The sequence below is a fragment of the Amycolatopsis sp. NPDC003865 genome (assembly GCF_053605345.1).
In genome coordinates, this window is sequence record NZ_JBSGJA010000037.1 from 1 (window position 1) to 23,494 (window position 23,494).

At 72.1% G+C, this 23,494-nt stretch carries 26 protein-coding genes; 19 read left to right on the forward strand and 7 right to left on the reverse strand.

Going from position 1 to position 23,494, the window contains the following annotated elements:
• The 4 genes from ACWEVP_RS47535 to ACWEVP_RS47550 all read left to right on the forward strand — a co-directional run.
• A partial coding sequence (locus ACWEVP_RS47535; RefSeq protein ID WP_452069211.1) for an ABC transporter permease occupies nt 1-517 on the forward strand: 517 nt, incomplete at its 5' end.
• Nucleotides 514-1,509, forward strand: coding sequence for an ABC transporter ATP-binding protein (locus ACWEVP_RS47540; protein WP_452069212.1), 996 nt, complete (start codon nt 514-516; stop codon nt 1,507-1,509). The genes ACWEVP_RS47535 and ACWEVP_RS47540, both read left to right, overlap by 4 nt.
• A gap of 41 nt (nt 1,510-1,550) precedes the next feature.
• A complete protein-coding gene (locus tag ACWEVP_RS47545; protein ID WP_452069213.1) occupies nt 1,551-2,954 on the forward strand; it encodes a GH1 family beta-glucosidase in 1,404 nt (467 codons plus the stop codon).
• 123 nt (nt 2,955-3,077) lie between these two features.
• The gene (locus ACWEVP_RS47550) at nt 3,078-3,791 is read left to right on the forward strand and encodes a DUF2306 domain-containing protein (protein WP_452069214.1); all 714 of its coding nucleotides are present in this window, start codon (nt 3,078-3,080) and stop codon (nt 3,789-3,791) included.
• Here ACWEVP_RS47550 and ACWEVP_RS47555 read toward each other — a convergent pair.
• Together ACWEVP_RS47555 and ACWEVP_RS47560 are read right to left on the reverse strand one after the other, a co-directional pair.
• On the reverse strand, nt 3,736-4,902 hold the full coding sequence (locus ACWEVP_RS47555) for an acyl-CoA dehydrogenase family protein (protein ID WP_452069215.1): 1,167 nt from the start codon (nt 4,900-4,902) through the stop codon (nt 3,736-3,738). The two genes, ACWEVP_RS47550 and ACWEVP_RS47555, sit on opposite strands and share 56 nt — an antisense overlap.
• A complete protein-coding gene (locus ACWEVP_RS47560) occupies nt 4,899-7,241 on the reverse strand; it encodes a bifunctional salicylyl-CoA 5-hydroxylase/oxidoreductase (RefSeq protein WP_452069216.1) in 2,343 nt (780 codons plus the stop codon). Before ACWEVP_RS47560 ends, ACWEVP_RS47555 begins: the two co-directional genes overlap by 4 nt.
• A gap of 67 nt (nt 7,242-7,308) precedes the next feature.
• On the opposite strand from ACWEVP_RS47560, the gene ACWEVP_RS47565 reads away from it, so the two are divergent.
• Nucleotides 7,309-7,704, forward strand: coding sequence for a RidA family protein (locus tag ACWEVP_RS47565; RefSeq protein WP_452069217.1), 396 nt, complete (start codon nt 7,309-7,311; stop codon nt 7,702-7,704).
• Here the strand turns inward: ACWEVP_RS47565 and ACWEVP_RS47570 are convergent.
• A complete protein-coding gene (locus ACWEVP_RS47570; RefSeq protein ID WP_452069218.1) occupies nt 7,691-8,533 on the reverse strand; it encodes a PaaX family transcriptional regulator in 843 nt (280 codons plus the stop codon). The two genes, ACWEVP_RS47565 and ACWEVP_RS47570, sit on opposite strands and share 14 nt — an antisense overlap.
• A 52-nt stretch (nt 8,534-8,585) precedes the next feature.
• On the opposite strand from ACWEVP_RS47570, the gene ACWEVP_RS47575 reads away from it, so the two are divergent.
• From ACWEVP_RS47575 to ACWEVP_RS47585, 3 genes are read left to right on the forward strand one after another with little or no spacing between them, the layout of a single operon-like run.
• Complete coding sequence (locus tag ACWEVP_RS47575; protein WP_452069219.1) at nt 8,586-9,260, forward strand: GNAT family N-acetyltransferase; 675 nt, start codon at nt 8,586-8,588, stop codon at nt 9,258-9,260.
• Nucleotides 9,261-9,302: 42 nt separating this feature from the next.
• Nucleotides 9,303-9,950, forward strand: coding sequence for a hypothetical protein (locus ACWEVP_RS47580; RefSeq protein ID WP_452069220.1), 648 nt, complete (start codon nt 9,303-9,305; stop codon nt 9,948-9,950).
• A 59-nt stretch (nt 9,951-10,009) separates the two neighbouring features.
• Nucleotides 10,010-10,369, forward strand: coding sequence for a PLDc N-terminal domain-containing protein (locus tag ACWEVP_RS47585; RefSeq protein WP_452069221.1), 360 nt, complete (start codon nt 10,010-10,012; stop codon nt 10,367-10,369).
• Here the strand turns inward: ACWEVP_RS47585 and ACWEVP_RS47590 are convergent, their stop codons facing one another.
• Nucleotides 10,370-10,843: a MarR family winged helix-turn-helix transcriptional regulator gene (locus ACWEVP_RS47590; RefSeq protein ID WP_452069222.1), complete on the reverse strand. Its 474-nt coding sequence runs from the start codon at nt 10,841-10,843 to the stop codon at nt 10,370-10,372.
• 102 nt (nt 10,844-10,945) lie between these two features.
• Here ACWEVP_RS47590 and ACWEVP_RS47595 point away from each other — a divergent pair, with 102 nt between their 5' ends.
• A complete protein-coding gene (locus tag ACWEVP_RS47595; RefSeq protein WP_452069223.1) occupies nt 10,946-11,368 on the forward strand; it encodes a nitroreductase family deazaflavin-dependent oxidoreductase in 423 nt (140 codons plus the stop codon).
• Nucleotides 11,369-11,371: 3 nt separating this feature from the next.
• Here ACWEVP_RS47595 and ACWEVP_RS47600 read toward each other — a convergent pair whose 3' ends face one another.
• Nucleotides 11,372-12,637 carry an FAD-binding oxidoreductase gene (locus ACWEVP_RS47600; RefSeq protein WP_452069224.1) on the reverse strand — a complete coding sequence of 422 codons (1,266 nt, stop codon included), beginning with the start codon at nt 12,635-12,637 and terminating at the stop codon, nt 11,372-11,374.
• 70 nt (nt 12,638-12,707) lie between these two features.
• Here ACWEVP_RS47600 and ACWEVP_RS47605 point away from each other — a divergent pair, with 70 nt between their 5' ends.
• From ACWEVP_RS47605 to ACWEVP_RS47620, 4 genes are read left to right on the forward strand one after another with little or no spacing between them, the layout of a single operon-like run.
• Nucleotides 12,708-13,586: a LysR family transcriptional regulator gene (locus tag ACWEVP_RS47605; protein WP_452069225.1), complete on the forward strand. Its 879-nt coding sequence runs from the start codon at nt 12,708-12,710 to the stop codon at nt 13,584-13,586.
• 32 nt (nt 13,587-13,618) lie between these two features.
• The gene (locus tag ACWEVP_RS47610; RefSeq protein WP_452069226.1) at nt 13,619-14,410 is read left to right on the forward strand and encodes an oxygenase MpaB family protein; all 792 of its coding nucleotides are present in this window, start codon (nt 13,619-13,621) and stop codon (nt 14,408-14,410) included.
• Nucleotides 14,411-14,458: 48 nt separating this feature from the next.
• Nucleotides 14,459-16,024, forward strand: coding sequence for a hypothetical protein (locus tag ACWEVP_RS47615; protein ID WP_452069227.1), 1,566 nt, complete (start codon nt 14,459-14,461; stop codon nt 16,022-16,024).
• A 38-nt stretch (nt 16,025-16,062) separates the two neighbouring features.
• Nucleotides 16,063-17,022, forward strand: coding sequence for a DNA polymerase domain-containing protein (locus ACWEVP_RS47620; RefSeq protein WP_452069228.1), 960 nt, complete (start codon nt 16,063-16,065; stop codon nt 17,020-17,022).
• Here ACWEVP_RS47620 and ACWEVP_RS47625 read toward each other — a convergent pair.
• Nucleotides 17,019-17,777, reverse strand: a complete 759-nt coding sequence (locus tag ACWEVP_RS47625) for a CDP-alcohol phosphatidyltransferase family protein (protein WP_452069229.1) — start codon at nt 17,775-17,777, stop codon at nt 17,019-17,021. The two genes, ACWEVP_RS47620 and ACWEVP_RS47625, sit on opposite strands and share 4 nt — an antisense overlap.
• A gap of 78 nt (nt 17,778-17,855) precedes the next feature.
• Here ACWEVP_RS47625 and ACWEVP_RS47630 point away from each other — a divergent pair, with 78 nt between their 5' ends.
• From ACWEVP_RS47630 to ribA, 6 genes are read left to right on the forward strand one after another with little or no spacing between them, the layout of a single operon-like run.
• Nucleotides 17,856-18,818 carry a zinc-dependent alcohol dehydrogenase gene (locus ACWEVP_RS47630; protein WP_452069230.1) on the forward strand — a complete coding sequence of 321 codons (963 nt, stop codon included), beginning with the start codon at nt 17,856-17,858 and terminating at the stop codon, nt 18,816-18,818.
• Nucleotides 18,819-18,849: 31 nt separating this feature from the next.
• Nucleotides 18,850-19,248: a 6-pyruvoyl trahydropterin synthase family protein gene (locus tag ACWEVP_RS47635; protein WP_257920749.1), complete on the forward strand. Its 399-nt coding sequence runs from the start codon at nt 18,850-18,852 to the stop codon at nt 19,246-19,248.
• Nucleotides 19,245-20,312 (forward strand): glycosyltransferase family 4 protein, encoded by a 1,068-nt coding sequence (locus tag ACWEVP_RS47640; protein ID WP_452069231.1) that lies wholly within the window; start codon nt 19,245-19,247, stop codon nt 20,310-20,312. The genes ACWEVP_RS47635 and ACWEVP_RS47640 overlap by 4 nt, the downstream gene beginning before the upstream one ends.
• Entirely contained in the window at nt 20,309-21,133 is an 825-nt protein-coding gene (locus ACWEVP_RS47645) for a methyltransferase domain-containing protein (RefSeq protein ID WP_452069232.1), read from the forward strand. The genes ACWEVP_RS47640 and ACWEVP_RS47645 overlap by 4 nt, the downstream gene beginning before the upstream one ends.
• Nucleotides 21,130-22,149, forward strand: coding sequence for a lysylphosphatidylglycerol synthase transmembrane domain-containing protein (locus tag ACWEVP_RS47650; protein WP_452069233.1), 1,020 nt, complete (start codon nt 21,130-21,132; stop codon nt 22,147-22,149). Before ACWEVP_RS47645 ends, ACWEVP_RS47650 begins: the two co-directional genes overlap by 4 nt.
• Nucleotides 22,146-22,799, forward strand: a complete 654-nt coding sequence (gene ribA, locus ACWEVP_RS47655) for a GTP cyclohydrolase II (protein ID WP_452069234.1) — start codon at nt 22,146-22,148, stop codon at nt 22,797-22,799. The genes ACWEVP_RS47650 and ribA overlap by 4 nt, the downstream gene beginning before the upstream one ends.
• On the opposite strand, the gene ACWEVP_RS47660 is transcribed toward ribA, so the two are convergent.
• A complete protein-coding gene (locus tag ACWEVP_RS47660; protein WP_452069235.1) occupies nt 22,788-23,486 on the reverse strand; it encodes a creatininase family protein in 699 nt (232 codons plus the stop codon). The two genes, ribA and ACWEVP_RS47660, sit on opposite strands and share 12 nt — an antisense overlap.
• Nucleotides 23,487-23,494: the final 8 nt, after the last annotated feature.

Sequence of the window (23,494 nt, forward strand, 5' to 3'; positions counted from 1 at the left end):
CTACCTGGTGGCCGTCATCATCGGCTTCACGTCGTGGGCGTGGGGCGCGCGAGTCCTTCGAGCGCAGACGCTTTCGTTGCGCGGCCGCGAATACGTCGAAGCGGCGCGGGCGACCGGTGAGTCGACGTGGCGGATCATCTTCTTCGAGATCCTGCCGAACCTGACCGCGGTGATCGCGTCCAGCTTCGTCGGCACGGTGATCTTCGCGGTGATGTCGGAGATCACGCTCGCGTTCGTCGGCGTCTCGGGACTGTCCAACTGGAACTGGGGCACGATCCTGTTCTGGGCGCAGAGCCAGCAGGCCCTCGCGCAGGGCGCGTGGTGGTGGTTCGTGCCGGCCGGGCTGGCGATCGCGATCCTCGGCACCGCGCTGTCCCTGCTCAACTTCGGCATCGACGAGTTCGTCAGCCCGCGGCTGCGCGGCAGCGGCAAGGCCCGCGTCAAGGGCGCCGACGGGCGGACGCATCGCATGCGCGTGGGCTTCACGCCCGTGCTCGGGCGGGAGGAACAGCCATGATGGACCCGGTCCTGGAGATCAAGGGCCTGGACGTCGACTACGGCGTCGGCGACGAGGCCGTGCGCGCGGTCCGGGACGTGCACCTGACGCTGCACCGCGGCGAAGTCCTCGGCCTGGCCGGGGAAAGCGGCAGCGGGAAGTCCACTTTGGCCTACGGGCTGACGCGGCTGCTCGCGCCGCCGGGCGTGATCCGCGGCGGCCAGGTGATCTACCACCCCGCCGACGGCGAGCCCTACGACGTCCTGAAGCTGACGGACAAGCAGCTGCGCGGCTTCCGCTGGGCCGAGACGTCCATCGTGTTCCAGGGTGCGATGAACTCGCTGAACCCGGTGCACAAGGTCGTCACGCAGCTGGTCGACGTCATCAAGGCGCACGAGCCGCGGTCGACGAAGGCTTCGCGCGTGGCGCGGGCGCGTGATCTGCTCAAGCTGGTCGGGATCTCGGCCGACCGGCTGGAGGCCTACCCGCACCAGCTGTCCGGTGGCATGCGCCAGCGCGTGATGATCGCGATGGCGCTGGCGCTCGAACCGCGGATCGTCATCATGGACGAGCCGACGACCGCGCTCGACGTCGTCATGCAGCGCCAGATCCTGGGCCAGCTCGTGGAACTGCGCGAGCGGCTGGGCTTTTCGGTCCTGTTCATCACGCACGACCTTTCGCTGCTGGTCGAGTTCTCGGACCGGATCGCGATCATGTACGGCGGCCGGATCGTCGAGCAGGCGCCGGCGGCCGATCTCTACAAGGACGCGCTGCACCCGTACAGCCACGGCCTGCTGAACTCGTTCCCCGCGCTGCGGGGGCCCCGGCGGGAGCTGGCCGGGATCCCGGGGTCGCCGCCGGACACGCGGGGGATGCCGGCGGGCTGCGCGTTCCACCCGCGGTGCCCGAAGGCTTTCGAACCCTGCGACTCGCGGGTGCCCGAGCTGGGCCTGCCCAACGGGGAGCCGGCGCGCGAAGTGGCGTGCTGGTTGCACCCGGTCGCGACCCCCTGAACGCCGTCTGTCCTATCCGGTCCACCTGGAGGAGACCCGCCTTGACCGAGACCACCGCCGCGACCGCCGAACAGCAGGCGCTGATCGACTCCCTGCCGCCGGACTTCCGCTGGGGCGTCGCCACCGCCGCGTACCAGATCGAAGGCGCGGTCGCGGAAGACGGGCGCACTCCGTCCATCTGGGACACGTTCTGCCGGGTCCCGTGGGCGATCGACAACAATGACAACGGTGACATCGCCTGCGACCACTACCACCGGATGCCGTCGGACATCGAGCTGGTGCGCGAGCTCGGCGCCGACACCTACCGGTTTTCCGTGGCGTGGCCCCGGGTCCAGCCGCGCGGCCGCGGCGGCGTCAACGAGGCCGGTATCGGGTTCTACGACCGGCTGGTCGACGAAACGCTGAGCCGCGGGATCACGCCGTGGCTGACGCTGTACCACTGGGACCTGCCGCAGGAGCTGGAGGACGCGGGCGGCTGGCCGGCGCGGGACACGGCCTACCGGTTCGCGGACTACGCGATGCTCGTGTTCGACCGGCTGAAGGACCGGGTCCGCCACTGGACGACGCTGAACGAGCCGTGGTGCTCGGCGATGCACGGGTACGTGCACGGCGTGATGGCGCCGGGGCGGCGGGACTACGCGGCGGGGCTGCACGCGGTGCACCACCTGCTGCTGGGCCACGGGCTCGCGGTGCAGCGGATGCGCGAGGCGGCGCCGGCGGACACGGAGTTCGGCATCACGCTGAACATGTGCACGGCGGACCCGGCGACGGACTCCCCGGAGGACGTCCGCGCGGCGCGTCAGGCGGACGGTCTCGGCGTCCGGATCTACCTGGACCCGCTGGTGAAGGGCGAGTACCCGGCCGACGTGGTCGAGGACCTCGCCGACCGCGGGGTGAAGCTCCCGGTCCAGGACGGCGACCTCTCGGTGATCTCGACCCCGCTGGACTTCCTGGGCGTGAACTACTACTTCGGCCAGCAGTTCTCGGGCGTGGACGAGAACGGCTCGTCCGTGGACGAGGAAGGGGCACCGGCTTCGCGGGTGGTCCCGTTCGGCGAGCCGACGACGGCGATGGGCTGGGAGATCCTGCCGGGCAAGTTCACGGAGCTGCTGACGCGCCTGGGCCGCGACTACCCGGGTCTGCCGATGTACATCACGGAGAACGGCTCGGCGTTCGACGACGACCCGGACTCGTCGGGTTTCGTCCGCGACGAGCAGCGGACGGCTTACTTGGCGTCGCACATCGCCGCGGTGGCGGCGGCGCGTGAGGCGGGAGCGGACGTGCGCGGGTACTTCGCTTGGTCCCTTTTGGACAACTTCGAGTGGGCGTACGGGTACGCGAAGCGGTTCGGGCTGATCCGGGTGGACTACGAGACGCAGGAGCGCACGATCAAGCAGAGCGGCTACTTCTACCGCGACACCGTGCGGCGGGTCCGCGGCAGCTGAGCGAGGTCACCTGATCGGGGGTGGGGTACGCCCCACCCCCGCGTCGGTGGTGCGCACCATGGTTCGCGCCGCTCGGCAACCCCTAACGTCGGCTGGGACGGATCCCGACGACGGAGGGGAATCATGGCAGTCCGAACGGCGGCCCGGCCCGTATCTCAGACGGCGACGCGAAAGTCCTGGTGGCGGCGTCCGTGGATCGGCCCGCTGGCCCTGCTCGTGGTCGCCTTCCTGTCCTTCTCGCTGCCCCCCTACCTGGCCCTCGACCCCGCCCAGTCGCGCGTTCCGCAGCCCGAGGGCTTCCCGGCGCACTACTGGTTCCTCGTCGGGCACGTCGTCTTCGGGTCGATCGCCATGGGCGGCGCGGTCCTGCAGATCTGGCCCTGGCTGCGGCGGACCCACCCGGTGATCCACCGCAACGTCGGCCGCGCCTACGTCTTCGCCGGGGTGCTGCCGTCCGGGTTGATGGCCCTCACCATCGGGTCGCAGAGCCCGTTCGGGCCGGTCACCCGCGTCAGCGACGTGCTCGCCGCCGTCCTGTGGATCGGGTGCACCGTCGCCGGCTGGCGGGCCGTGCGCGAGCGGCGCTTCGGCGACCACCGCAAGTGGATGATCCGCAGCGTGACGCTGACCTTCTCGATCATCGTCAACCGCGTGATCTCGCCGATCGCGATGATCGTCCTGGAACCGCAGATCCCGACCACGTTCGGTGGGAGTGAGCTCGCCTACAGCCAAAGCGTCGGGGCGATCTCCGCGTGGGGCGGGCTGGCGTTCGCGGTGATCGTCAGCCAGCTGATCCTGGAGCGGCGGCCCGCGAAGAAGCCAGCCAGCGCGCGATGATCGTCCGCTGGATCTCCGACGCCCCTTCGTAGATGCGCGGCGCCCGGACTTCTCGATACAAGTGCTCCAGCAGGTGCCCGCGTCGCAAGGCGCGGGCACCGTGCAGCTGCACCGCCGAGTCGACCACGAACTGGGCCGCCTCCGTCGCGAACAGCTTCGCCATCGCCGCGCGGCCGCCCAGGTTCTGCTCACCCGCGTCGTACGCTCCCGCAGCCGCGTACACCAGCAGCCGCGCGGCTTCCGTGCGCGTGGCCATCTCCGCGAGCGTGTGCGCCACCGCCTGCTGCTTGATCAGCGGGCGACCGAACGCTTCGCGCTGGCTCGTATGGGAAACCGTGGCCTCCAGCGCCGCCTGCGCCATCCCGACGGCGAACGCGCCGACGCTCGGCCGGAACAGGTCCAGCGTCCGCATCGCCACCGCGAACCCGCGGTTCTCTTCGCCGAGCAGCTCCTCGCGCCGGACCTCGACGGCGTCGAACGTGACCGTGCCGATCGGGTGCGGGCTCACCAGGTCCAGGTGTTCGCCGCCCAGGCCCGGGCGGTCGGCGGGGACGACGAACGCGCTGACCCCGCGCGAACCGGCGCCCGGGGTGGTGCGCGCGAAGACCGTGTAGAAGTCGGCCTCGGGGGCGTTGGAGATCCACATCTTCGAGCCGGTCAGGCGCCAGCCGTCGCCGTCGGCTTCCGCGGACAGGGACAACGCCGCCGCGTCCGAACCCGCGTCCGGCTCGGTCAGCGCGAACGCCGCCACCGCGTTGCCGGCCGCCACCGCGGGCAGCCACTTCGCGACCTGACTGTCCTGCCCGGACTGCAGGATCGGGTAGCTTCCCAGCCCCTGCAACGCGAGCGCCGTCTCGGCCTCGGTATTCACCGTCGCGAGGTTCTCCCGCAGGATGCAGAGATCGGTCGCGGCCGCCTGGCGAGACGGCGACCCCGAAGCGACGCCGGGGAAGAGCCGCGCGAGCAGGCCGAGCGCGCCCATCTCCTTGAGGAGCGGCCGGTTCACCGCACCCTCCACACCGGACTCGGCGAGCGGGCGCAGCTGCTCCGCGCCCAGCCGCCGCACCTGCGCGGCGAATGCCTGCTGGTCGGGATCGAGGGTGAAGGTCATGACGAGGCTCCCGGTCGCCAGCGGGCATGGGCGGTCCCCGCCGGCCCGGAGCGGACGAGGTCGAGGCGCGGCTCGGGCCCGTCGCTGCGGCCGGTCTGGGGCTTGCGGCTGCCGGCGGCGAACGGCTTCGGCCACGGCATCGGGTACTCCTGCTCGGCAGCCGCGTGCAATGTCCACTGTGGATCGTAGAGGTGTGTGCGGCCCAGTGCGTAGAGGTCCGCGCGACCGGCCAGGATCAGCGAATTCACGTCGTCGTAGGAGGAGATCGCGCCGACCGCGATCACCGCGATCCCGTACTCTTCGCCGATCTCGTTGCGGATCCGGTCCGCGTACGGCGTCTGGTAGCTGCGGCCGTACTGAGGGCGTTCTTCGCTGACGACCTGCCCGGTCGACACGTCGATGCCCGCGGCCCCGTGCGAAGCGAACGCCCGCGCGATCTCGACCGCGTCGTCGGCGTCGATGCCGCCCTCGCACCAGTCGGTCGCCGAGATCCGGACCGTCATCGGCCGCTCGGCGGGCCACGCCGCGCGGACGGCGTCGAACACTTCCAGCGGGAAGCGCAGCCGGTTCTCCAGCGAGCCGCCGTAGGAATCGGTCCGCTGGTTGGTCAGCGGCGAGAGGAAGGACGACAGCAGGTAGCCGTGGGCGCAGTGCAGTTCGAGGACGTCGAACCCGGCGCGGGCGGCGGCCTGCGCGCACGAGACGAACTGATCCCGGATTTCCGCGAGCTCCGCTGTGGACAGTTCGCGCGGCACCTGGTTCCGCGAGGAGTAGGGCAACGCCGAAGGGGCGCAGACTTCCCAGTTGCCCGAGGGGAGCGGCTCGTCGATGCCGTCCCACATCAGCTTCGTCGAACCCTTGCGCCCCGAGTGTCCCAATTGGACGCCGATGCGAGCAGGGGACTGCGCGTGCACGAAGTCGACGACCCGCTTCCAGGCCGCTTCCTGCTCGGCGGTGTACAACCCGCCGCAACCGGGCGTGATCCGGCCTTCGGGGGAGACGCACACCATCTCGGTCATCACCAGCCCGGCGCCGCCCAGGGCCTTGCTTCCCAGGTGTACCAGGTGGAAGTCGCCCGGGACACCGTCCACCGCGGAGTACATGTCCATCGGGGACACGATGATCCGGTTCGGCAGCTCGAGGCCACCCAGGGAGAACGGCTGGAACATCGGTGGCCGCGACGTCGTCCCGAGCGACCGCGCGAACCAGCGGTCCAGCTCGGCCGCGAACTCACGATCGCGCAGGCGGAGGTTGTCGTAGGTGACGCGGCGGCTGCGCGTGAGGATGTTGAACGCGAACTGCGGTGGCTCCTGGTGGGTGTACTGCGCGATGTTCTCGAACCACTCCAGGCTCGCCTGCGCGGCCCGCTGCGTAGACTGCACGACCGGCCGCCGTTCCAGCTCGTAGGCTTTCAACGCCGAAGCGACGCCGTCGTTTTCGTGCAGGCACGCGGCCAGCGCGAGCGCGTCCTCCATCGCCAGCTTCGTGCCGGAGCCGATCGAGAAGTGCGCGGTGTGCGCCGCGTCGCCGAGCAGAACGATGTTGTCGTGCACCCACGTCTCGCAGCGCACGGTGCCGAACGAGACCCACTTCGAGTTGTTCGCCATGATCTTGTGGTCGCCCAGGACGTCGGCGCACAGCTCCCGGATCAGTGCGATCGACTTCTCGTCGCTCTCGCCCGGTGGGAGCGAGGTCGCCGCGATCGGCCCGAAACTCCGCTGCCAGACGTCCTCCTGCACCTCGAGGATGAACGTGCTGCCGTCGCGGCCGTAGGGGTAGCCGTGGATCTGCATGATCCCGGCCGGCGTCTCGAGGACGTAGAACTTGAAGGCGTCGAACACGAGGTCCGTGCCGAGCCAGATGTAGCGGCAGCGGCGGGTCTCCACGGACGGCCGGAACGTCTCGGCGTACCGGGCCCGGATCGCGGAGTTGACGCCGTCGGCGGCGATGACCAGGTCGTAGCCCGAAAGGTCGGCCGGCGCCTCTTCCCGGAAGTGCAGGCCGACGCCGAGTTCGGCGCAGCGGCTCTGCAGGATGCCGAGCAAGCGCTTGCGGCTCATCGCGGCGAAGCCGTGGCCGCCCGAGGTGGTCACGGTGCCGCGGTAGTGGACGTCGATGTCGTCCCAGCGCGCGAACTCGGCCTTCATGGCCTCGTGCACGGCCGCGTCCGCGTGCTCGATGCCGCCGAGCGTCTCGTCGGAGAACACGACGCCGAAGCCGAACGTGTCGTCCGGCGCGTTGCGTTCCCAGACGGTGATTTCGTGGCCGGGACCCAGCTGTTTCGCGAGCGCGGCGAAGTACAGACCCGCCGGGCCGCCACCGATGACCGCGATACGCACGTCGTCGAGGATATGTCGTCACCGGTACGACCGTCAATAACGCGAAAGATGGCGTACGGTGTGCCGCATGGAACGCATCAACCCGCCGGAGCTGGGCAAGCCGTCCGGGTTCTCGCACGCGGTGGTGGCCGAGGGCCGGGTCGTCTTCCTCGCCGGCCAGACGGCACTGGACGCGTCGAACAAGATCGTCGGCGACGGCGTGGTCGAGCAGTTCGAGCGCGCGCTCGGCAACCTGCTGACGTCGCTGCGAGCGGCGGGCGGGTCGCCGGAGGACCTGTGCAGCGTGACGATCTACATCGTCGACATGCCGGACTACCGAGCCCACGCGCGCGAGATCGGCGCGGTGTGGAAGCGGCTCGCGGGCACGGAGTACCCGGCGATGGCCGGCATCGGCGTGTCCCGGCTGTGGGACGAAGAGGCTTTGGTCGAGGTCCAGGGCTTCGCGGTCGTCAACCGAGGTTGATCGACTTCGCGACGAACGCGCGGGCCGGGCCCTCCAGCTTCGCGTGCAGCTCGAAGAACAGGTCGGCCGCGCGGATGCCGGACCAGTCGCGGGGCAGGAACTCCGCGGGCAGGCCGGGGTCGAGGTACGGCATCCGCCGCCAGCCGGTCAGGACCCGGACGTAGTCGGCGAACGCCTGCTCGTCGGTCACCGACCCGCGGCGCAGCGCGGGCCCGTGCTCGTCGAGGAACGTCGTGTACAGCTCGTCGAGCCGGTCGAGGTCCCACCAGTCGCGGACCTTTGCGCGCACGTCGCCGAAGGCGAGGTGGTCGGCTCGGAACAGGTCGGCGTACCCGGCCAGGCCGAGCCGGGTCAGCGCTTCCTCGGTCGCCGCGTGCAGGTGGGCCGGGGCGATCCAGACGCCGGAGGCCGCCGTGCCGAAGCCCATCCGGGCGAGCTGGGTGCGCAGCAGGTGGCGCTTGTGCCGCTCGGTCTCGGGCACCGAGAACACCGCGAGCAGCCAGCCGTCGGCCGGGGTCGCGCGCCCGCGGCGGAAGATCCGCTCGTCGCCCTCGCGCAGGATCTCCCTGGCGTCGTCGGACAGCTCGTAGCCCGCGGTCGCGCCGCGGCGCACGGCTTCGAGGATCCCGCGCCGCTTCAGCCGGGAGATCGACGAGCGCACGGCGGGCTCGTCGACGCCGACGGCGGCCAGCAGGTCGATCAGCGAGGCGACCGACAACCAGCCGCCCTCGGTGCGCGAATAGAGGCCGTACACCGTCACGATGAGCTGGCGAGGCTGGGCCGCACGGCCGGAGCCGTCCAGTTCGGTTGCCTCGGGTACGGCCGTCATCGGGCCACAATAACAACCTTCGCGCCGATCGCTCCGCTACGATTTCGCCGCGATGCTGCCAGCCACCAAGGGGATCTTCGACCGGCTCACCCGCCGCGGCCGCCTGATGACCAAGCGGACCTGCGACCGGCAGGGCCACGTGCTGCGCGAGGGGCGGTTCCTCTTCCGGACGCCGACCGCGTGGGAGTACGCCGCCGCGGTCGCGTGCGGCAGTGATCCCGCCGCCCAGCGGTGGCTCGGCTGGCAGGCCGACTCCATCGTCGCGCGGGGCGCGCGGGCCGACGCGCTGCGCGTGGTGCCCGGGACCGGCCCGGACTGGGTGTCGCCCGATCCGCAGTCGGTCGACCTGGTGATGATCGACGTCGAGGCCAACCGGTGCGTCGGCCTGGTGAGCGTGCACACCGGCGAGGACGGCGGCCCGGAGACCGGCGGCTACCTCGCCCCGGACTACCGCGGCCGCGGCAACGGCCGGGTCCTCTTCGCCGCCGGCCTGACGCTGGCGCACGACCACCTCGGCCTGCCGCGCGTGCGCGCCGGGGCCGAGGTCGGCAACATCGCGAGCGTGCGCTCTTTGCAGGCCGCCGGCCTCGCCCGCGTCGCCGGCCCGCCGACGTACCGGCTGCCGGACGGCCGCGTCACCGAGGCCTGGTGGTTCGAGCACGCCGTGCCGCGGGTGACGCGGTGCGGCGGCCCACAGGCGACCTGGTTCCCGGCGTCGCCGCTCTGAACTTCGGCCGTCGCCGACGTTTTCCGCGGCTACCTTCGCCGCATGACTTCGCTTTCCGCTCCGGTTCCGCCCGTGCCCGTCGACGTTCCGCCGGGGAGCGTCGCCTGGCTGCGGGCGTCGGTTTCCCGGTTCAGCAATGGTCCCGACCACGCGCGGCGGCGCGGCCTCGCGGTTTCGGCGCTGGCCGGGGTGGATCCGGAAGTGTTGCGGCGCAAGGCGTCCGAAGCGGCCGGTGACGACTTCCGCCTGATCGTCGTCGGGGTGCTGGCGGGGGAGCTCGGCCTGCCGGTGGTGGCGTCGGACGTCGTGGCGGTCGCGGCCGTCTACCACCCGCACGTGACGCCGTCCGCGGCGGCCGAAGCCGCGCTGGGCCGGCTGGTCGCGGCGTGCGGCGGGACGACCGAACTCGTCGCCGCGCGGATCTGCCTGCTGATCCAGGCCTGCGAAGCCACCGCCGCGCTGATCAGCCGCGCGGTTCCGTTGGTGCGGGCGGGAAAGCCGCCCGAGGAGGCGGTGGCGGAGGTGCTTCGCGGCGACCCGCCGGTGCCGCACACCCGCCGCCGGGCGCACGGCGAGGACGTCTTGGTGCCGCTGGCCGGGACGCCGTTCGGCGCGGGCCCGCGCGAATGCCCGGGACCGGCGCACGCGATCGCGCTCGCGACCGGTGTGCTGCGGGCGACCCGCGGCTGACCCGCCGCGGGGTTCTGCTACTAATTACGCCTTCATCTTCTTGGGGGAAGGCGCGGGAATTGCTGTACTTGGATGGCCTGCTGGGCTTCGTCACGCTCGGGCTGTGGATCTTCTGCCTGGTCGACGTGATCACGACGGACGAGTTGTCCTGCCGCAACCTGCCGAAGGGCTTGTGGCTGCTGGTCGTGCTGGTGGTACCGCTGGTGGGGTCGATCGTCTGGCTGGTGGCGGGCCGTCCGCAGCAGGCGGCTCGGGCGCGCGGGCCGTACGAGCGGAACGCGCCGGCGTACCCGGAGTACGACCGCCCGGGCCGGTTCGCGGCCGGGAACCCGGACGACGACGAGGAGTTCCTCCGCAAGTGCCGCGAACGCGCGGAGGCGCAGCGGAAGCTGGCCCGCGAAAAGCGCGCCGAGGACTGACTACGTCGGGTCGGGGGGCCGGCCTTCGCACGTGCTGCGTTCGTAGGCCTCCAGCGTCGAGATCACCAGCTGGCGCTCGGCCGGCGTCAACGGCGCCAGCGCATCGCTCCACGCCCTCGCGCCGCGTGCCAGCCACTCGTCGACCGCCGGGCGCTTGTCCGGCGTGATGCTCACGATCGTGCGGCGGCGGTCGGCCGGGTCCTCGTCGCGGTTCAGCACGCCCTGGCGGCTGAGGTCGCCGACCATCAGGCTCGCCGTCGTCGGCGCGACCTCCAGCCTGCCCGCCAGCTCGGTGACCGTCATCGGTCCGTCAAACAACAGGTACGACAGCAGCGACAGGTGCCGCGGCGCGAGGGCGCAGCCGTTCAGCTCCTCCGGGACGGGTGTCCGCTTCGCGCGGCCCACCAGGCGTGGCATCAGGAGCAGGAGCCGGCGCACACCGTCCTCGACACTCGGTCCGGCTTCCGTTGACACCGCTCGCCTCCCGTCGGTAGCTTTGTTTGCAAAGCAAACGCTTCGGTCGACCCGAGCGTACTCCACGCCCGGTCGAGCGTACCGGCCAGAACAGGGGAATCCATGACCGCGCCAGCCGACATGAACGCGTTCAACAACCAGGTCGTCGAAGAGTTCCGGGCCAACGCCGGTGTGGTCGGTGGCATGTTCGAGGGCAAGAACGTGCTCCTGCTCACGACGATCGGCGCGAAGAGCGGCCAGGCGCGCCTGTCGCCGCTGGTCTACACCCGCGACGGCGACCGCTACGTCATCGCCGCCTCCATGGGTGGCGCGCCGAAGAACCCGGCCTGGTTCCACAACCTCGTCGCCAACCCGAAGGTCACCGTCGAGGTCGGCACCGAGAAGTTCGAGGCCACCGCCACCGTGATCGAGGACCGCGCCGAGCGCGACCGCCTGTACGCGGGCATGGTCGCGCACGCCGAGGGCTTCGCCGACTACGAGAAGAAGACCACGCGGGTCATCCCGATCGTCGTCCTCGAGCGCTGATCCTCAGCCGAACCGCCCGGCCGGGTCGTACTTCGCCTTGAGCTGCTTCAGCCGGGCGCGGTCCCCGGCCGGGAAGGCCGTCGGCAGGTCGGCGGCCGGGTGTTCGCCGTAGAGGAACGGCAGCAGCCGGCCCGTCGACCACGGTGCCAGCGCGTCGAACAGCTTCGCGTGCGCGCGGCGGACCGTGTCGACGTCGTCCTCGACGACCGACAGTGCCCGCACCACGAACTCCGCCGCCGAGTCCCAGCCGACGCCGGCGACGGCGCGCCGGGCCAGCTCACCGCCCAGCCGGTCGATGATCAGCACCGTCTCCGGGTTCGCGTGGTCGACGGTCGACGCCAGCATCGCGTCGTTCAGGACCTCCACCGTCGCGTTCGTCCCGTGGTAGGGGTGCGGGTGCGGCGGGTCGCTCGCGATCGACCCGGAATCCGTGTACGGCAACCGCTTCAGCGTGTCCAGCAGCACCGGTGCGGCGGCCCGCAGCGGCGCCACCAGCGTGTCGCCGTCCTCGCCGAGGTAGGCGACCCGGATGTTCGCCACGTGCTTCCCGCGGATCGGCTCGGGCAGGAACGGCAGGCCGGGCAGCGCGACCAGCGCGATCGACGTCGTCAGCTCGTCGGGCGCGGCCACCGCCCACGTCCGCCACGCGCGCAGCACCTCGGGCAGGTCGGCCGCGTCGAAGTACAGCCCGCCGCCGTACAGCTCGGTCACCTCGACGAGGCCGAACTCCAGCGCCGTCACGACGCCGAACCCGGCGCGCCCGCCGAGCAGGGCCCAGAAGAGATCGTCTCCCGGTGTCACCGTGCGGGCTTCGCCGTCGGGGGTGACGACGTCGATCGCGCGGACGTGGTCGGCCGCGCGGCCGTAGCGCCGGGCCATCAGCCCGAAGCCGCCGCTGAGCGTGTAACCGACAACGCCGACGTCGGGCGACGAGCCGCTGAGCGGGGCCAGCCCGTGCTTCGCGGCGGCCTCGATCACCGCGCCCCAGCGGACCCCGGCTTCGACCCGCGCGGTCTTGGCGACGGCGTCGATCTCGACGCCGGTCATCCGGCGCGTGCCGATGAGCACGCCGTCGGAGCCGGAAGTCCGGCCGTGTCCAGTGGCTTGGACGGCGACCGGCAGCTCGTGCTCGGCGGCGTACTTCACGGCGGCGGCGACGTCGGCCGCGTTCTCGGCGGCGAAGACCACCGCGGGGTTCGTGGCGACGGACGTCTGGAAACCGGCGATCTCCTCGGCGTAACCGTCTTCGCCGGGTCGGAATGTCTGCATGTCTCCAGCTTCGAGCTGCCCAAGCCAGAAGTCCAAGATCTAGCTTGTCTGGCACCTAGAATCAGTGCTTATGGAACTGCATCAGCTCGCGTACTTCGTCGCCGTCGCGGAGGAAGGCAACTTCACCCGCGCGGCGGAACGGCTGCACGTGGCCCAGCCCGGGGTGAGCGCGCAGGTCAAGCGCCTCGAGCGCGAGCTGGGGCAGGACCTGCTCGACCGCTCGGGCCGCACGGTCCGGCTCACCGACGTCGGCGCCGCCGCGCTGCCGCACGCCCGGGCGGCGCTGGCGGCGGTGAAGGGCGTGCGCGAAGCCGTCGACGAGCTGGCCGGCCTGGTCCGCGGCCAGGTCGCGATCGGCGCGGTGACGTCGGCGGGGCCGGTGCGGCTGCCGGACCTGCTTGCCCGCTTCCACGAGCGCTACCCGGCGGTGGAGATCACCCTGTCCGAGGCGAACTCGGACACGATGCTGGCAGCCCTGCGCGAAGGCCGGCTCGACCTCGCCGTGGTCGGCCTGGCGACGGACCCGCCGCCGGGCATCGCGACGCAGGTCCTGATCGACGAGCCGTTCATGGCGGTGACCTCGGGCCTGCTGGCCGGGCGCGAAGAGGTGACGATCGCGGACCTGGCCGGGCTGCCCTTGATGGCCTTGCCGAAGGGCACGGGCCTGCGCACCGCGTTGGACGCGGCTTTCGTGCGAGAGGGCCTGACCCCGCGGATCGCGTTCGAGGCGGCCGATCCGAACGTCCTCGTGCAGCTGGCGATGCGTGACCTCGGGGTGGCCGTGGTGCCGGAGTCGCTGGCCCGCTACCACGAGGGACGGCTGCGGGTCGTCGCGATCACCGGGCCGGGGCTGCGCGGCGTGCTGGCGCTGGCCTGGCGGACCGACGGCCCGCTGAGCCCGGCGGCCAGGGCCCTGATCGCGTTCGCCCGCGGCAGCTACCGCTCTTGACACGTCGTCAACAGTGTCGTTCCCTGAAGAGCGTGACCGAGCTCCGGGACGCTGTCGTCGGGGCGGGGCTGCTGGCCGGCACCGCCAACGTGATCATGCAGCTGTCGCGCGCGCCCGTCGGCTACGGCGTGCTGGAAAGCGAGGTCGACAGCGGGAACCTCTTCCGCCACCCGCTCAAGCGGACCCGGACCACGCTGACCTACCTCGCGGTCGCCTCGATGGGCACCGACGCCGAACGCGCCGCGTACCGCCGCGGCGTCAACGCCGCCCACGCTCAGGTGCGGTCGCGCGCCGAAAGCCCGGTCGCGTACAACGCCTTCGACACCGATCTCCAGCTGTGGGTCGCCGCCTGCCTGTACAAGGGCTTCGAAGACGTCTACCTCGCCTTCGTCGGCGGGGAACCGGTCGCGTTCTACCGGGACGCCGCGCGGCTCGGCATCACGCTGCAGGTCCGCCCGGAGATGTGGCCGCCGGACCGCGCCGCCTTCGAGGAGTACTGGACCGCCGGGGTCGCCGCGACCGGCATCGACGACACCGTCCGCCGCTACCTCACCGACCTCGTCGACCTGCGGTTCCTGCCGTCGCCGGCGGCCGCGCTCGGCCGCCGGTTCAGCCGCTTCGTCACCACCGGGTTCCTCCCGCAGCACTTCCGCGACGAGATGCGCCTGCCCTGGACGCCGGCCGACCAGCGCCGGTTCGAGACGTTCCTCGCGGCGGTCGGCCGGGTGACGCGCGCGCTGCCCGGCCCGCTGCGGCGGTTCCCGTACAACCTCTGCCTCTGGGACCTGCGCCGCCGGCTGCGGGCCGGGCGTCCGCTGGTCTGAACAACATCGTTAAAGTGGCGGGTCGGCACAGCCACCCGAGGGGAAGCCATGACGGTGATCGAGACCGGCACCGAGCCCGAAGAGACCAGGACCACCCGCCGCGTGCCGCTGATCGTGGTGTCGCTGGTCCTCCTGGCCGTCTTCCTCGCCGGTGCCTGGGCCGCCTGGTTCTTGACCATCGACGACGCGTTCATCAGCTTCCGGTACTCGGCGAACCTGGCGGCCGGCCACGGTCCGGTCTGGAACGTCGACGGGCCGCGCGTCGAAGGCTTCACCAACTTCGCCTGGGTCGTCTGGTCGGCGCTGGGCGCGTGGCTCGGGCTGGCACTGCCGCTGTTCGCCAAGGTGACGTCGCTGCTGCTCGGCCTCGGCACGCTGTACCTGCTGGTCCGCGAAGGCCACCGCCGAGGCGGGCTCACCGGCGTCCTGGTCGGGGCCGGCGCGTACGTCGTCTTCCTGCCGACCTACTTCCACATCACCGCCGGCCTCGAGACGGCCGCGTTCGCCGCGGTGCTGCTGCGCGTGGTCGTGCTCGGGCTGCGCGTGCTCGCGAAGGAGCCGGTGCGCACCTGGGAGCCGCCGGTGCTGCTGCTCCTGCTCGGCATGCTGCGGCCGGAAGGTGTGCTGGCCGCGCTGCCGGTCTTCGCCGTGTGGTTCGCGCGCGAACGCGGCACCAAGCGCTGGGTGTGGACGGGCGCGGCCGCGGTCGTCGGCGCCGCGTACTTCGTCTGGCGGTGGCGGTTCTACGGCCAGCTGCTCCCGAACACCTTCTACGTCAAGTTCGGGAACCTCGATTCCGGCTGGATCTGGACGAAGCACACGACGCTGCTGCTCCTGCCCCTCCTGCTGCTGACCCTTTCGCTCGTGTTCCGGAAGGCGACCCGCGCGATGGGCGGGCTCCTGGTGGCCACCGTCGCGGTCACCTACGTGACGTACGCGGTGTCGGGCCCGACCATGGACTACCTCGACCGCTTCGCCGACCACGCGATCCCCGTCCTGTGCCTCGGCGCCGGGATCGCCGTCGGGACGCTGAAGCCCCGCGTCGTGGGGGTGGCGCTCGGGCTGGTGGCCGTCGGCTGGTCCGCCGTCGCCGGGGCGACCGCACCCGACCTCGGCGTGATCGCCAACTACGGGCCCGACCTGCAGCGCGCGCACATCGCGATCGGGAAGGGGCTCGCCGAGGCCGACGTCCCGGCGCCGGCCCGCAGCCTCGCCGTCACCGACGCCGGTGCGATCCCGTACTACAGCGGCTGGACCTCGATCGACTACATCGGCCTCAACGACGCGGCGATCGCCCGGGGCGCCGATCCGACCCAGGTGGTCATGCAGGCGCGGCCGACGGTGATCGTCGTGACCGCGAACGGCCCGGAGCCGGCGGGCAAGCGCTACGGCTTCGACTTCGCCAAGGCGACGGCCGGCTACGAGAAGGTGGCGGCGGTCGAGATGCGCGCGGGGTACTGGCAGGACGTCTTCGTGCTGCCCGAATACGCGTCGACGGTCGGCGAGCACGTCCGGCAGCGCGCCGACGCCGCCCGGCAGGTCAACGACCCCGGCCGCGCGGAGGCCACCGTCGACCGCTGGCTCGACCGGCTCCGCGGCCAGTTGCCCTTCTGAGAGTTGACCGCTTCCCGCGGGGACGCGAGGGTGGGCTGATGAGCAGCGACGAGGTGCGCCACGGCGTCAAGCTGAGCAGTCTCGACCAGGAGGTCTTCCCCGGTGCGGGGGTGACCAAGCGGGAGTGGCTCGACTACCTCGAAGCCGTCTCCGGCCGGATGCTGCCCGAGCTGCGCGACCGGCTGCTGACCGTGCTGCGGGTGCTGCGCGGGCAGGGCCCGTTCATGCAGAAGAACCTGCCGAAGTACACACCGGACTGGGTCGAGCGGGTCAGCGTCTGGGCCGAGACGTCCAAACGGGACGTCCACTACGCCCTGTGCAACGACCTCCGCACGCTGATCTGGTTCGGCAACCAGCGGGCGATCGAGTTCCACACTTCGCTCTACCGCGGTGCGCCCGGCAACGGCCCGACGCACCTCATCCTCGACCTCGACCCGCCCGAGGACGGGCCCTTCTCACTGGCGATCGGCGCCGCGAAACTGGTGCGCGAGGCGTTGCGCGGCGATGGCCTCGACGGCGCGGTGAAGACGAGCGGTTCCAAGGGCGTGCACGTGTTCGTGCCGCTGGCGCCGGGGCAGTCCACGGAGGACATCGCGGCGGCGACGCGGGCGGTCGCGGCCCGCGCCGAGCGCATCGATCCGGCGCTCGGGACGACGGAATTCGTCAAGGACCGCCGCGAGGGCAAGGTGTTCCTGGATTCGACGCGCGCGGGCGGCGCGACGGTGGTGTCGGTCTACAGCCCGCGCCACCGGCCGGGCGCGCCCGTGTCGTTCCCGGTCGCTTGGGCGGACCTCGACGGCGTCAAGCCCGCGGACTTCACCGTGCACACCGCCGCGCAGCTGCTCGGCGACGGCGTGGACGCGTGGACCGCGGAGATGCCGGAGCCGTTCGTGCTGCCGGAAGACCTGGTCGCGGAGGGGCACACGATCCCGATCGCCCGGGTGGTGGCGATGCACGAGGGCAAACGCCGCGCCCGGGCCGCGCGCGAATCGGGTTAAGCCGCCTGGTTGTGGCCGCGCCAGACCGGACCGTGCGGCCGCCGCAGCGTCGCCCGGGTCAGCTCGACGATCCGGGCCGGCTCCGCCTGCACGCGGTGGCGGGCCAGCCACACCGTGTCCCGCCCGAACGACCACACCAGTGCTCCCAGTGCCGCCACGACCAGGGCGAACGTCACCCAGAACGCGAAGATCCCGGAGACGGCCACCAGCAGCACGACCCCCTGCACCGCGGCCACGGTCTTGCGCGCCATGCTCGGGTACAGCGGCGCGGTCAGCCACGGCAACGCCCACGAAGCCGCCACGAACGCGTAGCGCATCAGGCCGATCGCCAGTACCCACAGCCCCAGCGTCCGGGACACCTGGATGCACAGCAGCAGGATCAGGAACGCGTCGACCTCCATGTCGAACCGCGCGCCGAACTCCGACGCCGTGCCCGTGCGGCGGGCGACCTGGCCGTCGAAACCGTCCATCGCCAGTGCCACCCCGACGAGCCCGACCAGCCACCACAGCGGGTGCCCGCCGGCGGCGATCAGCTCGGCCGCGCACCCCACCAGGACCGCCCTGGCGAACGTGATCCAGTCCGCCGGGCCGAACGCGCCCCGGCCGCTGCGCCGCAGGCCCCAGCCCGTCAGCAGCACCAGCGCCACGCCGTACGCGAGCCCGGTCGCCCCGGCGAGGACACCGCTCGCGAAGACCCCGGCGGCGAGCACCGACAGGGGTACCGCCGAGCGTAGGAGAACCTCGTTCTTGATCATCTTTTACTCCGCGAATCGGCACGGCTGCTCATAGGGTGGCGGCGACACCAGCCTCCGGTCGCCTGCAAGGGAGAACACGTGGAACAGGCTTTCTGGGTTCAACGCCCCGGCGAAGGCGCGCTGCGGTCCGTGCCGCTTCGTGAGCCGGAACACGGCGAAGTCCTCGTCCGCACGCTCTTCTCCGGCGTCTCCCGCGGCACCGAAACGCTCGTCTTCCGCGGCGGGGTGCCGGAGAGCCAGCACGACGTCATGCGCGCGCCGTTCCAGGAGGGCGAGTTCCCCGGCCCGGTCAAGTACGGCTACCTCAACGTCGGCGTCGTCGAACAAGGCCCCGCCGAGCTGACGGGCCGGACCGTCTTCTGCCTCTACCCGCACCAGACCGCGTACGTTGTCCCCGCGAGCGCCGTGACACTCGTGCCGGACGCCGTCCCGCCCGGCCGCGCGATCCTCGCCGGCACCGTCGAGACCGCGGTGAACGCCGTCTGGGACGCGAAGCCGAAGCTCGGCGACCGGATCGCCGTCATCGGCGCCGGGATGGTCGGCTGCAGCGTCGCGAAACTGCTCCAGGGCTTCCCGGCCACCCGCGTGCAGCTGATCGACGTCGACCCGTCGCGCGCGGAGATCGCCGAGGCACTCGGGGTCGAGTTCTCGACGCCTGAGAAAGCACGCGGTGACTGTGACCTGGTCGTGCACGCGAGTGCGTCCGAAGCCGGGCTGGCGAAGGCGCTGGAGCTGCTCGCGCCGGAAGGCGAGGTGGTCGAAATGTCCTGGTACGGCGACCGCCGGGTGAGCGTGCCGCTCGGCGAGAACTTCCACTCGCGGCGGCTGACCATCCGCAGCAGCCAGGTCGGGACGGTCGCGCGGCCGGACCGCGACTACGCCCAGCGGCTCGGCCTGGCCCTCGAGCTGCTGGCCGATCCGGCGTTCGAAGCGCTGGTCAGCGCCGAGTGCATGTTTGAAGATCTGCCGACCGTGCTACCCCGGTTGGCCGCGAATGAACTTTCCGCCCTGTGCCTCCGTGTTGTGTATCAGCCGCAGTGACCACGTCCACCCGAACGCATCGGAGGTCTTGGTGTTCAGCATCACCGTCCGTGACCACGTGATGGTCGCCCACAGCTTCCGCGGGGAAGTCTTCGGTCCCGCGCAACGCCTGCACGGCGCGACCTTCGTGGTGGATGCGACCTTCCGCCGCGCCGAGCTCGACGAGGACAACATCGTCGTCGACATCGGCAAGGCCACGGAAGAGCTCGGGGCGGTGCTGAGCGACCTGAACTACCGCAACCTCGACGACGAGCCGGTGTTCAAGGGCATCAACACCTCCACCGAATACCTCGCGAAGGTCATCGCCGACCGCCTCGCCGACGCCGTCCACGCCGGACGCCTCGGCGAAGGGGCGCGCGGCCTCGAAGGCATCGCCGTCTCCCTGAAGGAATCGCACGTCGCGTGGGCGAGTTACGAGCGTGCGCTGTGAACAGCCTCTACGTGGTCCTGCCCGGGGACGTCGACGACGCGTCGGTCCCGTCCGGCGGTAACACCTACGACCGCCGCGTGTGCGACCGGCTCGTCGAGGCCGGCTTCGACGTCCACGAGATCGCCGTCTCCGGCACCTGGCCGCGCCCGGACACCGAGGCCCGCGCGGTCCTCGGCCACCTGCTCGCCGCGCTGCCCACGGGGTCCGCGGTCCTGCTGGACGGCCTGGTCGCCTGCGGCGTGCCCGAGGTGATCGTCCCGCAGGCGCGCCGGCTCTCGCTGTCGGTGCTGGTGCACCTGCCGCTGGCCGACGAGACCGGCCTGCCGCCCGCGCTCGCCGCCGAGCTCGACGCGCTCGAGCGCGAGACGCTGCGGGCCGCCAGCTCGGTCGTCGCGACCAGCGAGTGGGCCGCGCGCCGGCTGGTCGAGCACCACGGCCTCGCCCCGCACCGCGTACACGCCGTGCCGCCGGGCGTCGACCCCGCGCCGCCCGCCGTCGGCACCGACGGGATGTCCCGGCTGGTCTGCGTGGCCACCGTGACCCCGCGCAAGGGCCAGGGCCTGCTCGCCCAAGCCCTCGAAACCGTCGCCGACCTGCGCTGGACCTGCGAATGCGTCGGCGGGATCCGCCGCGAGACGAAGTACGTCGAGCGGCTGCGCGAGCACCGGCTCGGCCCCCGCTTCACCCTCACCGGTCCCCGGACGGGCGCGGCGCTGGCCTCGACCTACCACACGGCTGACCTGCTGGTACTGCCTTCGCGCGCCGAGACCTTCGGCATGGTCGTCACCGAGGCCCTCGCTCGCGGGGTGCCGGTGCTGACCACCGACGTCGACGCTCTGCCCGACACCGTCGGCGTCGCGCCGGACGGCTCGGTGCCCGGGATGCTCGTGCCCGGCGACGACGTCGACGCCCTCGGCGCCGCCCTGCGCCGCTGGCTCACCGAGCCCGACCTGCGGACGCGGCTGCGCGCCTCGGCGAAGCTGCGCCGCGAGACGCTGACCGGCTGGGACGACACGGCCCGCCGGATCGCCGATGTCCTGCAGCGGCAGGAGGCGGCGGCATGAGCGAGTTCTCCTCGGACTGGCTGTACCTGCGCGAACCCGCCGATGCCGCGGCCCGCGCGGGTCAGCTCGTCGAACCCCTGCGTGAGTTCCTGCCCGCGGACTTCACCGTCCGCGACCTCGGGTGCGGCACCGGCTCGCTCGGCCGCTGGCTGGCCGCGCGGCTGCCCGGCGCGCAGCACTGGATCCTGCACGACCACGACACCGCGCTGCTCGACCATGCCCGCGCCGCGTTGCCGGCCACCGCGCTCGACGGCAGCCCGGTCGACGTCGTCGCCGAGCAGCGCGACGTCACCGCGCTGCGGGCCGCCGACCTCGCCGGGACGTCGCTGGTCACCGCGTCCGCCCTGCTCGACCTGCTGACCAGGGACGAGGTCACGGCCCTGGCCAAGGCGGTCGTCGAGGCCGGCTGCGCGGCACTGCTGATGCTCTCGGTGACCGGCCGGGTGGAGCTCTCGCCCGGCGACCCGCTCGACCCGGCGATCGCCGCCGCGTTCAACGCCCACCAGCGCCGGATCACGGGCGGCCGGCGGCTGCTCGGCCCGAACGCCGTGGACGTCGCCGCGACCGCGTTCGGCAGGCTCGGCGCCACGGTGCTGCGCGCGGAAAGCGCGTGGCGGCTCGGCCCCGACCAGGCGGAACTGCAACGGCAGTGGCTCGAAGGCTGGGTCGGCGCCGCCGTCGAGCAGCTGCCGGAGCTGCGGCCGGTCGCCGACGTCTACCTGCAGCGCCGGCTGGAAATGGCCCGGGCCGGCGAGCTGCGCGCGGTCATCCACCACGGCGACCTGCTGGTCCTGCCGCCGAGCCTGGAGGTGGCGGCGTGAAGCGCGCGCTGGCCTGGCTGCGGATCCTCGGCGCCTTCGCCATCCTCGGCGTCCTCGTCTGGCAGCTCGGGAGCGACGCGTTCCTCGACGGGCTCGGCCGGATCAGCACGCCCGGCGTGCTCGCCGCCCTGGTCATCGGCTTCGCGACGACGGTGTTCAGCGCGGGCCGCTGGCAGATCGTCGCCACCCGGCTCGGCCTGCGGCTTTCGCTGCGCGCCGCGGTCGCCGACTACTACCGCGCGCTGTTCCTCAACGGCGTGCTGCCCGCGGGCGTCCTCGGCGACGTCCACCGCGCGGTGCAGCACGGCCGCGACTCGGGCGACGTGCCGCGCGGCGTGCGCGCCGTCGTCCTGGAGCGCACCGCCGGCCAGCTCGTGCTGATCGCGTCCGCGGTGGGTGTCGTGCTCTTCGCCCCGGACGTCGTGCCGGGCGCGTTCCGCGAGGTCGTGACGGTCACCGGGGTGGTCGTCGTGCTGGCCGCCGTCGCCGCGGTGGTCGCCGGCCGCGTGTTCGGCGGGCGCTGGATCCACAGCGAGTCGAAGGTCCGCCGCGGCTTCGCCGTCACCCTCGCCGACCTGCGGCTCGGCCTGTTCACCCGCGAGACCTGGCCCGGCGTGGGCTTCCTGTCCGTCGCGACGCTGGCCGGGCACCTGGCGCTGTTCGTCGTCGCCGCCCGCGTCGCCGGGGTCGACGCGCCGGTGTGGCAGCTCGTGCCCCTGATGGTCCTCGCGCTGCTCGCGATGGGCCTCCCGCTCAACGTCGGCGGCTTCGGCCCGCGCGAGGGCGTCTGCGCCCTGCTCTTCGCCGCGGCCGGTCTGGGGGCCGCCCAAGGTGTCACCGTCGCCGTCGTCTACGGGGTGCTCACGCTGGTCGCGAGCCTGCCCGGCGCCGGCGTCCTGCTCGTCCGGAGCGTCGCCGGGTTCCGCGTGACCCGCGCTCCGCACACCGGTGCCGTGGCCGCACCGCGCATCGCGGCCGCCACCGGGATCGAATCGGAAGTGGGGTTGAAGTCATGACCGCAAGCGAGATCATCGGGGATCCGCCGCGCCGGGCCGTCGTCGAGCGGGTGGTCGAAACCCGGCTCCCGACGCGCCACGGGACCTTCCGCGCGGTCGGCTACCTGGATCGGACCGGCATGGAGCAGGTCGCGCTGGTGTACGGCGAGGTCTCCTCGCTCGGCGCCCTGACCCGGGTGCACAGCGAGTGCCTCACCGGTGACGTCTTCGGCTCGACGCACTGCGAGTGCGGCGACCAGCTGGCGGCGGCGCTCGACCGGATCGTCGAGGAGGGCTCGGGCGTGCTGGTGTACGTCCAGGGTCACGAGGGCCGTGGCATCGGCCTGCTCGCGAAGCTCGAGGCGATGCGGCTGCAGCAGGACGAGGGCCTCGACACGGTCGACGCGAACGTGGCGCAGGGCCTCCCCGTCGACGCCCGCGACTACCACGCGGCGGCGGGCATCCTGACCGACCTCGGCATCCGCTCGGTGCGGCTGCTGTCCAACAACCCGGAGAAGGTCGACCAGCTCACCCGCTACGGAATCCGGATCAGCGAGCGGGTGCCGCTGCTGGTTCCGCCGAATCCGGAGAACCTGCGGTACCTGCGGACGAAGGCCGAGCGGATGGCCCACCTGCTCCCGCACCTGGACCAGGTCTTCTCAGGCGCCTAACACCTCCAGAACAGCGGCGAAGCGCTGGACCAGCGTGTCGAGCACGACGTGCCCCTTCGCCGCGGTCGCCAGCGACGGACGGCCGGCCACCCCCGACTCCGTGTAGGCCCGCAGGCCCAGCGTCAGCAGGTGCTCCCGGTCGGTGACGTGGTCGGCGTCCTCGTACCCGGTGCGGACCAGGTGGGGGTGCGCGTGCAGCAGGATCGACGTCTCCAGCTCGCCGGCGTGCATGTCGTCGTCCAGCGACGTCCGCAGGCCGGCCGCGGTGTGCGCGGCCTGCCAGTCCGCGACGCCGGGGAACAGCGCCATCGCGCCGCCGGCCTCCTGGACCACATTGGACAGTACGTAGTTGCCGCCGTGCCCGTTGACCAGCACCAGCCGCTCGACGCCGGACGCCTTCAGCGACGCGGCGACGTCGGTGACGACGGCGTGCAGCGTGCGGGCCGAGATGCTGACCGTGCCGGCCCACCCCGCGTGCTCGTGCGAGCACGAGATCGTGACCGGCGGCAGGTGGAGGACGGGGTGGGCCTCGGCGACGGCCTTCGCGAGCGTCGCCGCGATGACCGTGTCGGTCGCCAGGGGGAGGTGCGCGCCGTGCTGCTCGAAGCTGCCGACCGGCAGCACCGCGACCGACGCCCCGCGGGCCTCCTCCTCGACGGTGGTCGCGAGCGGGAAGAGGTCGGTCATGAGCACGT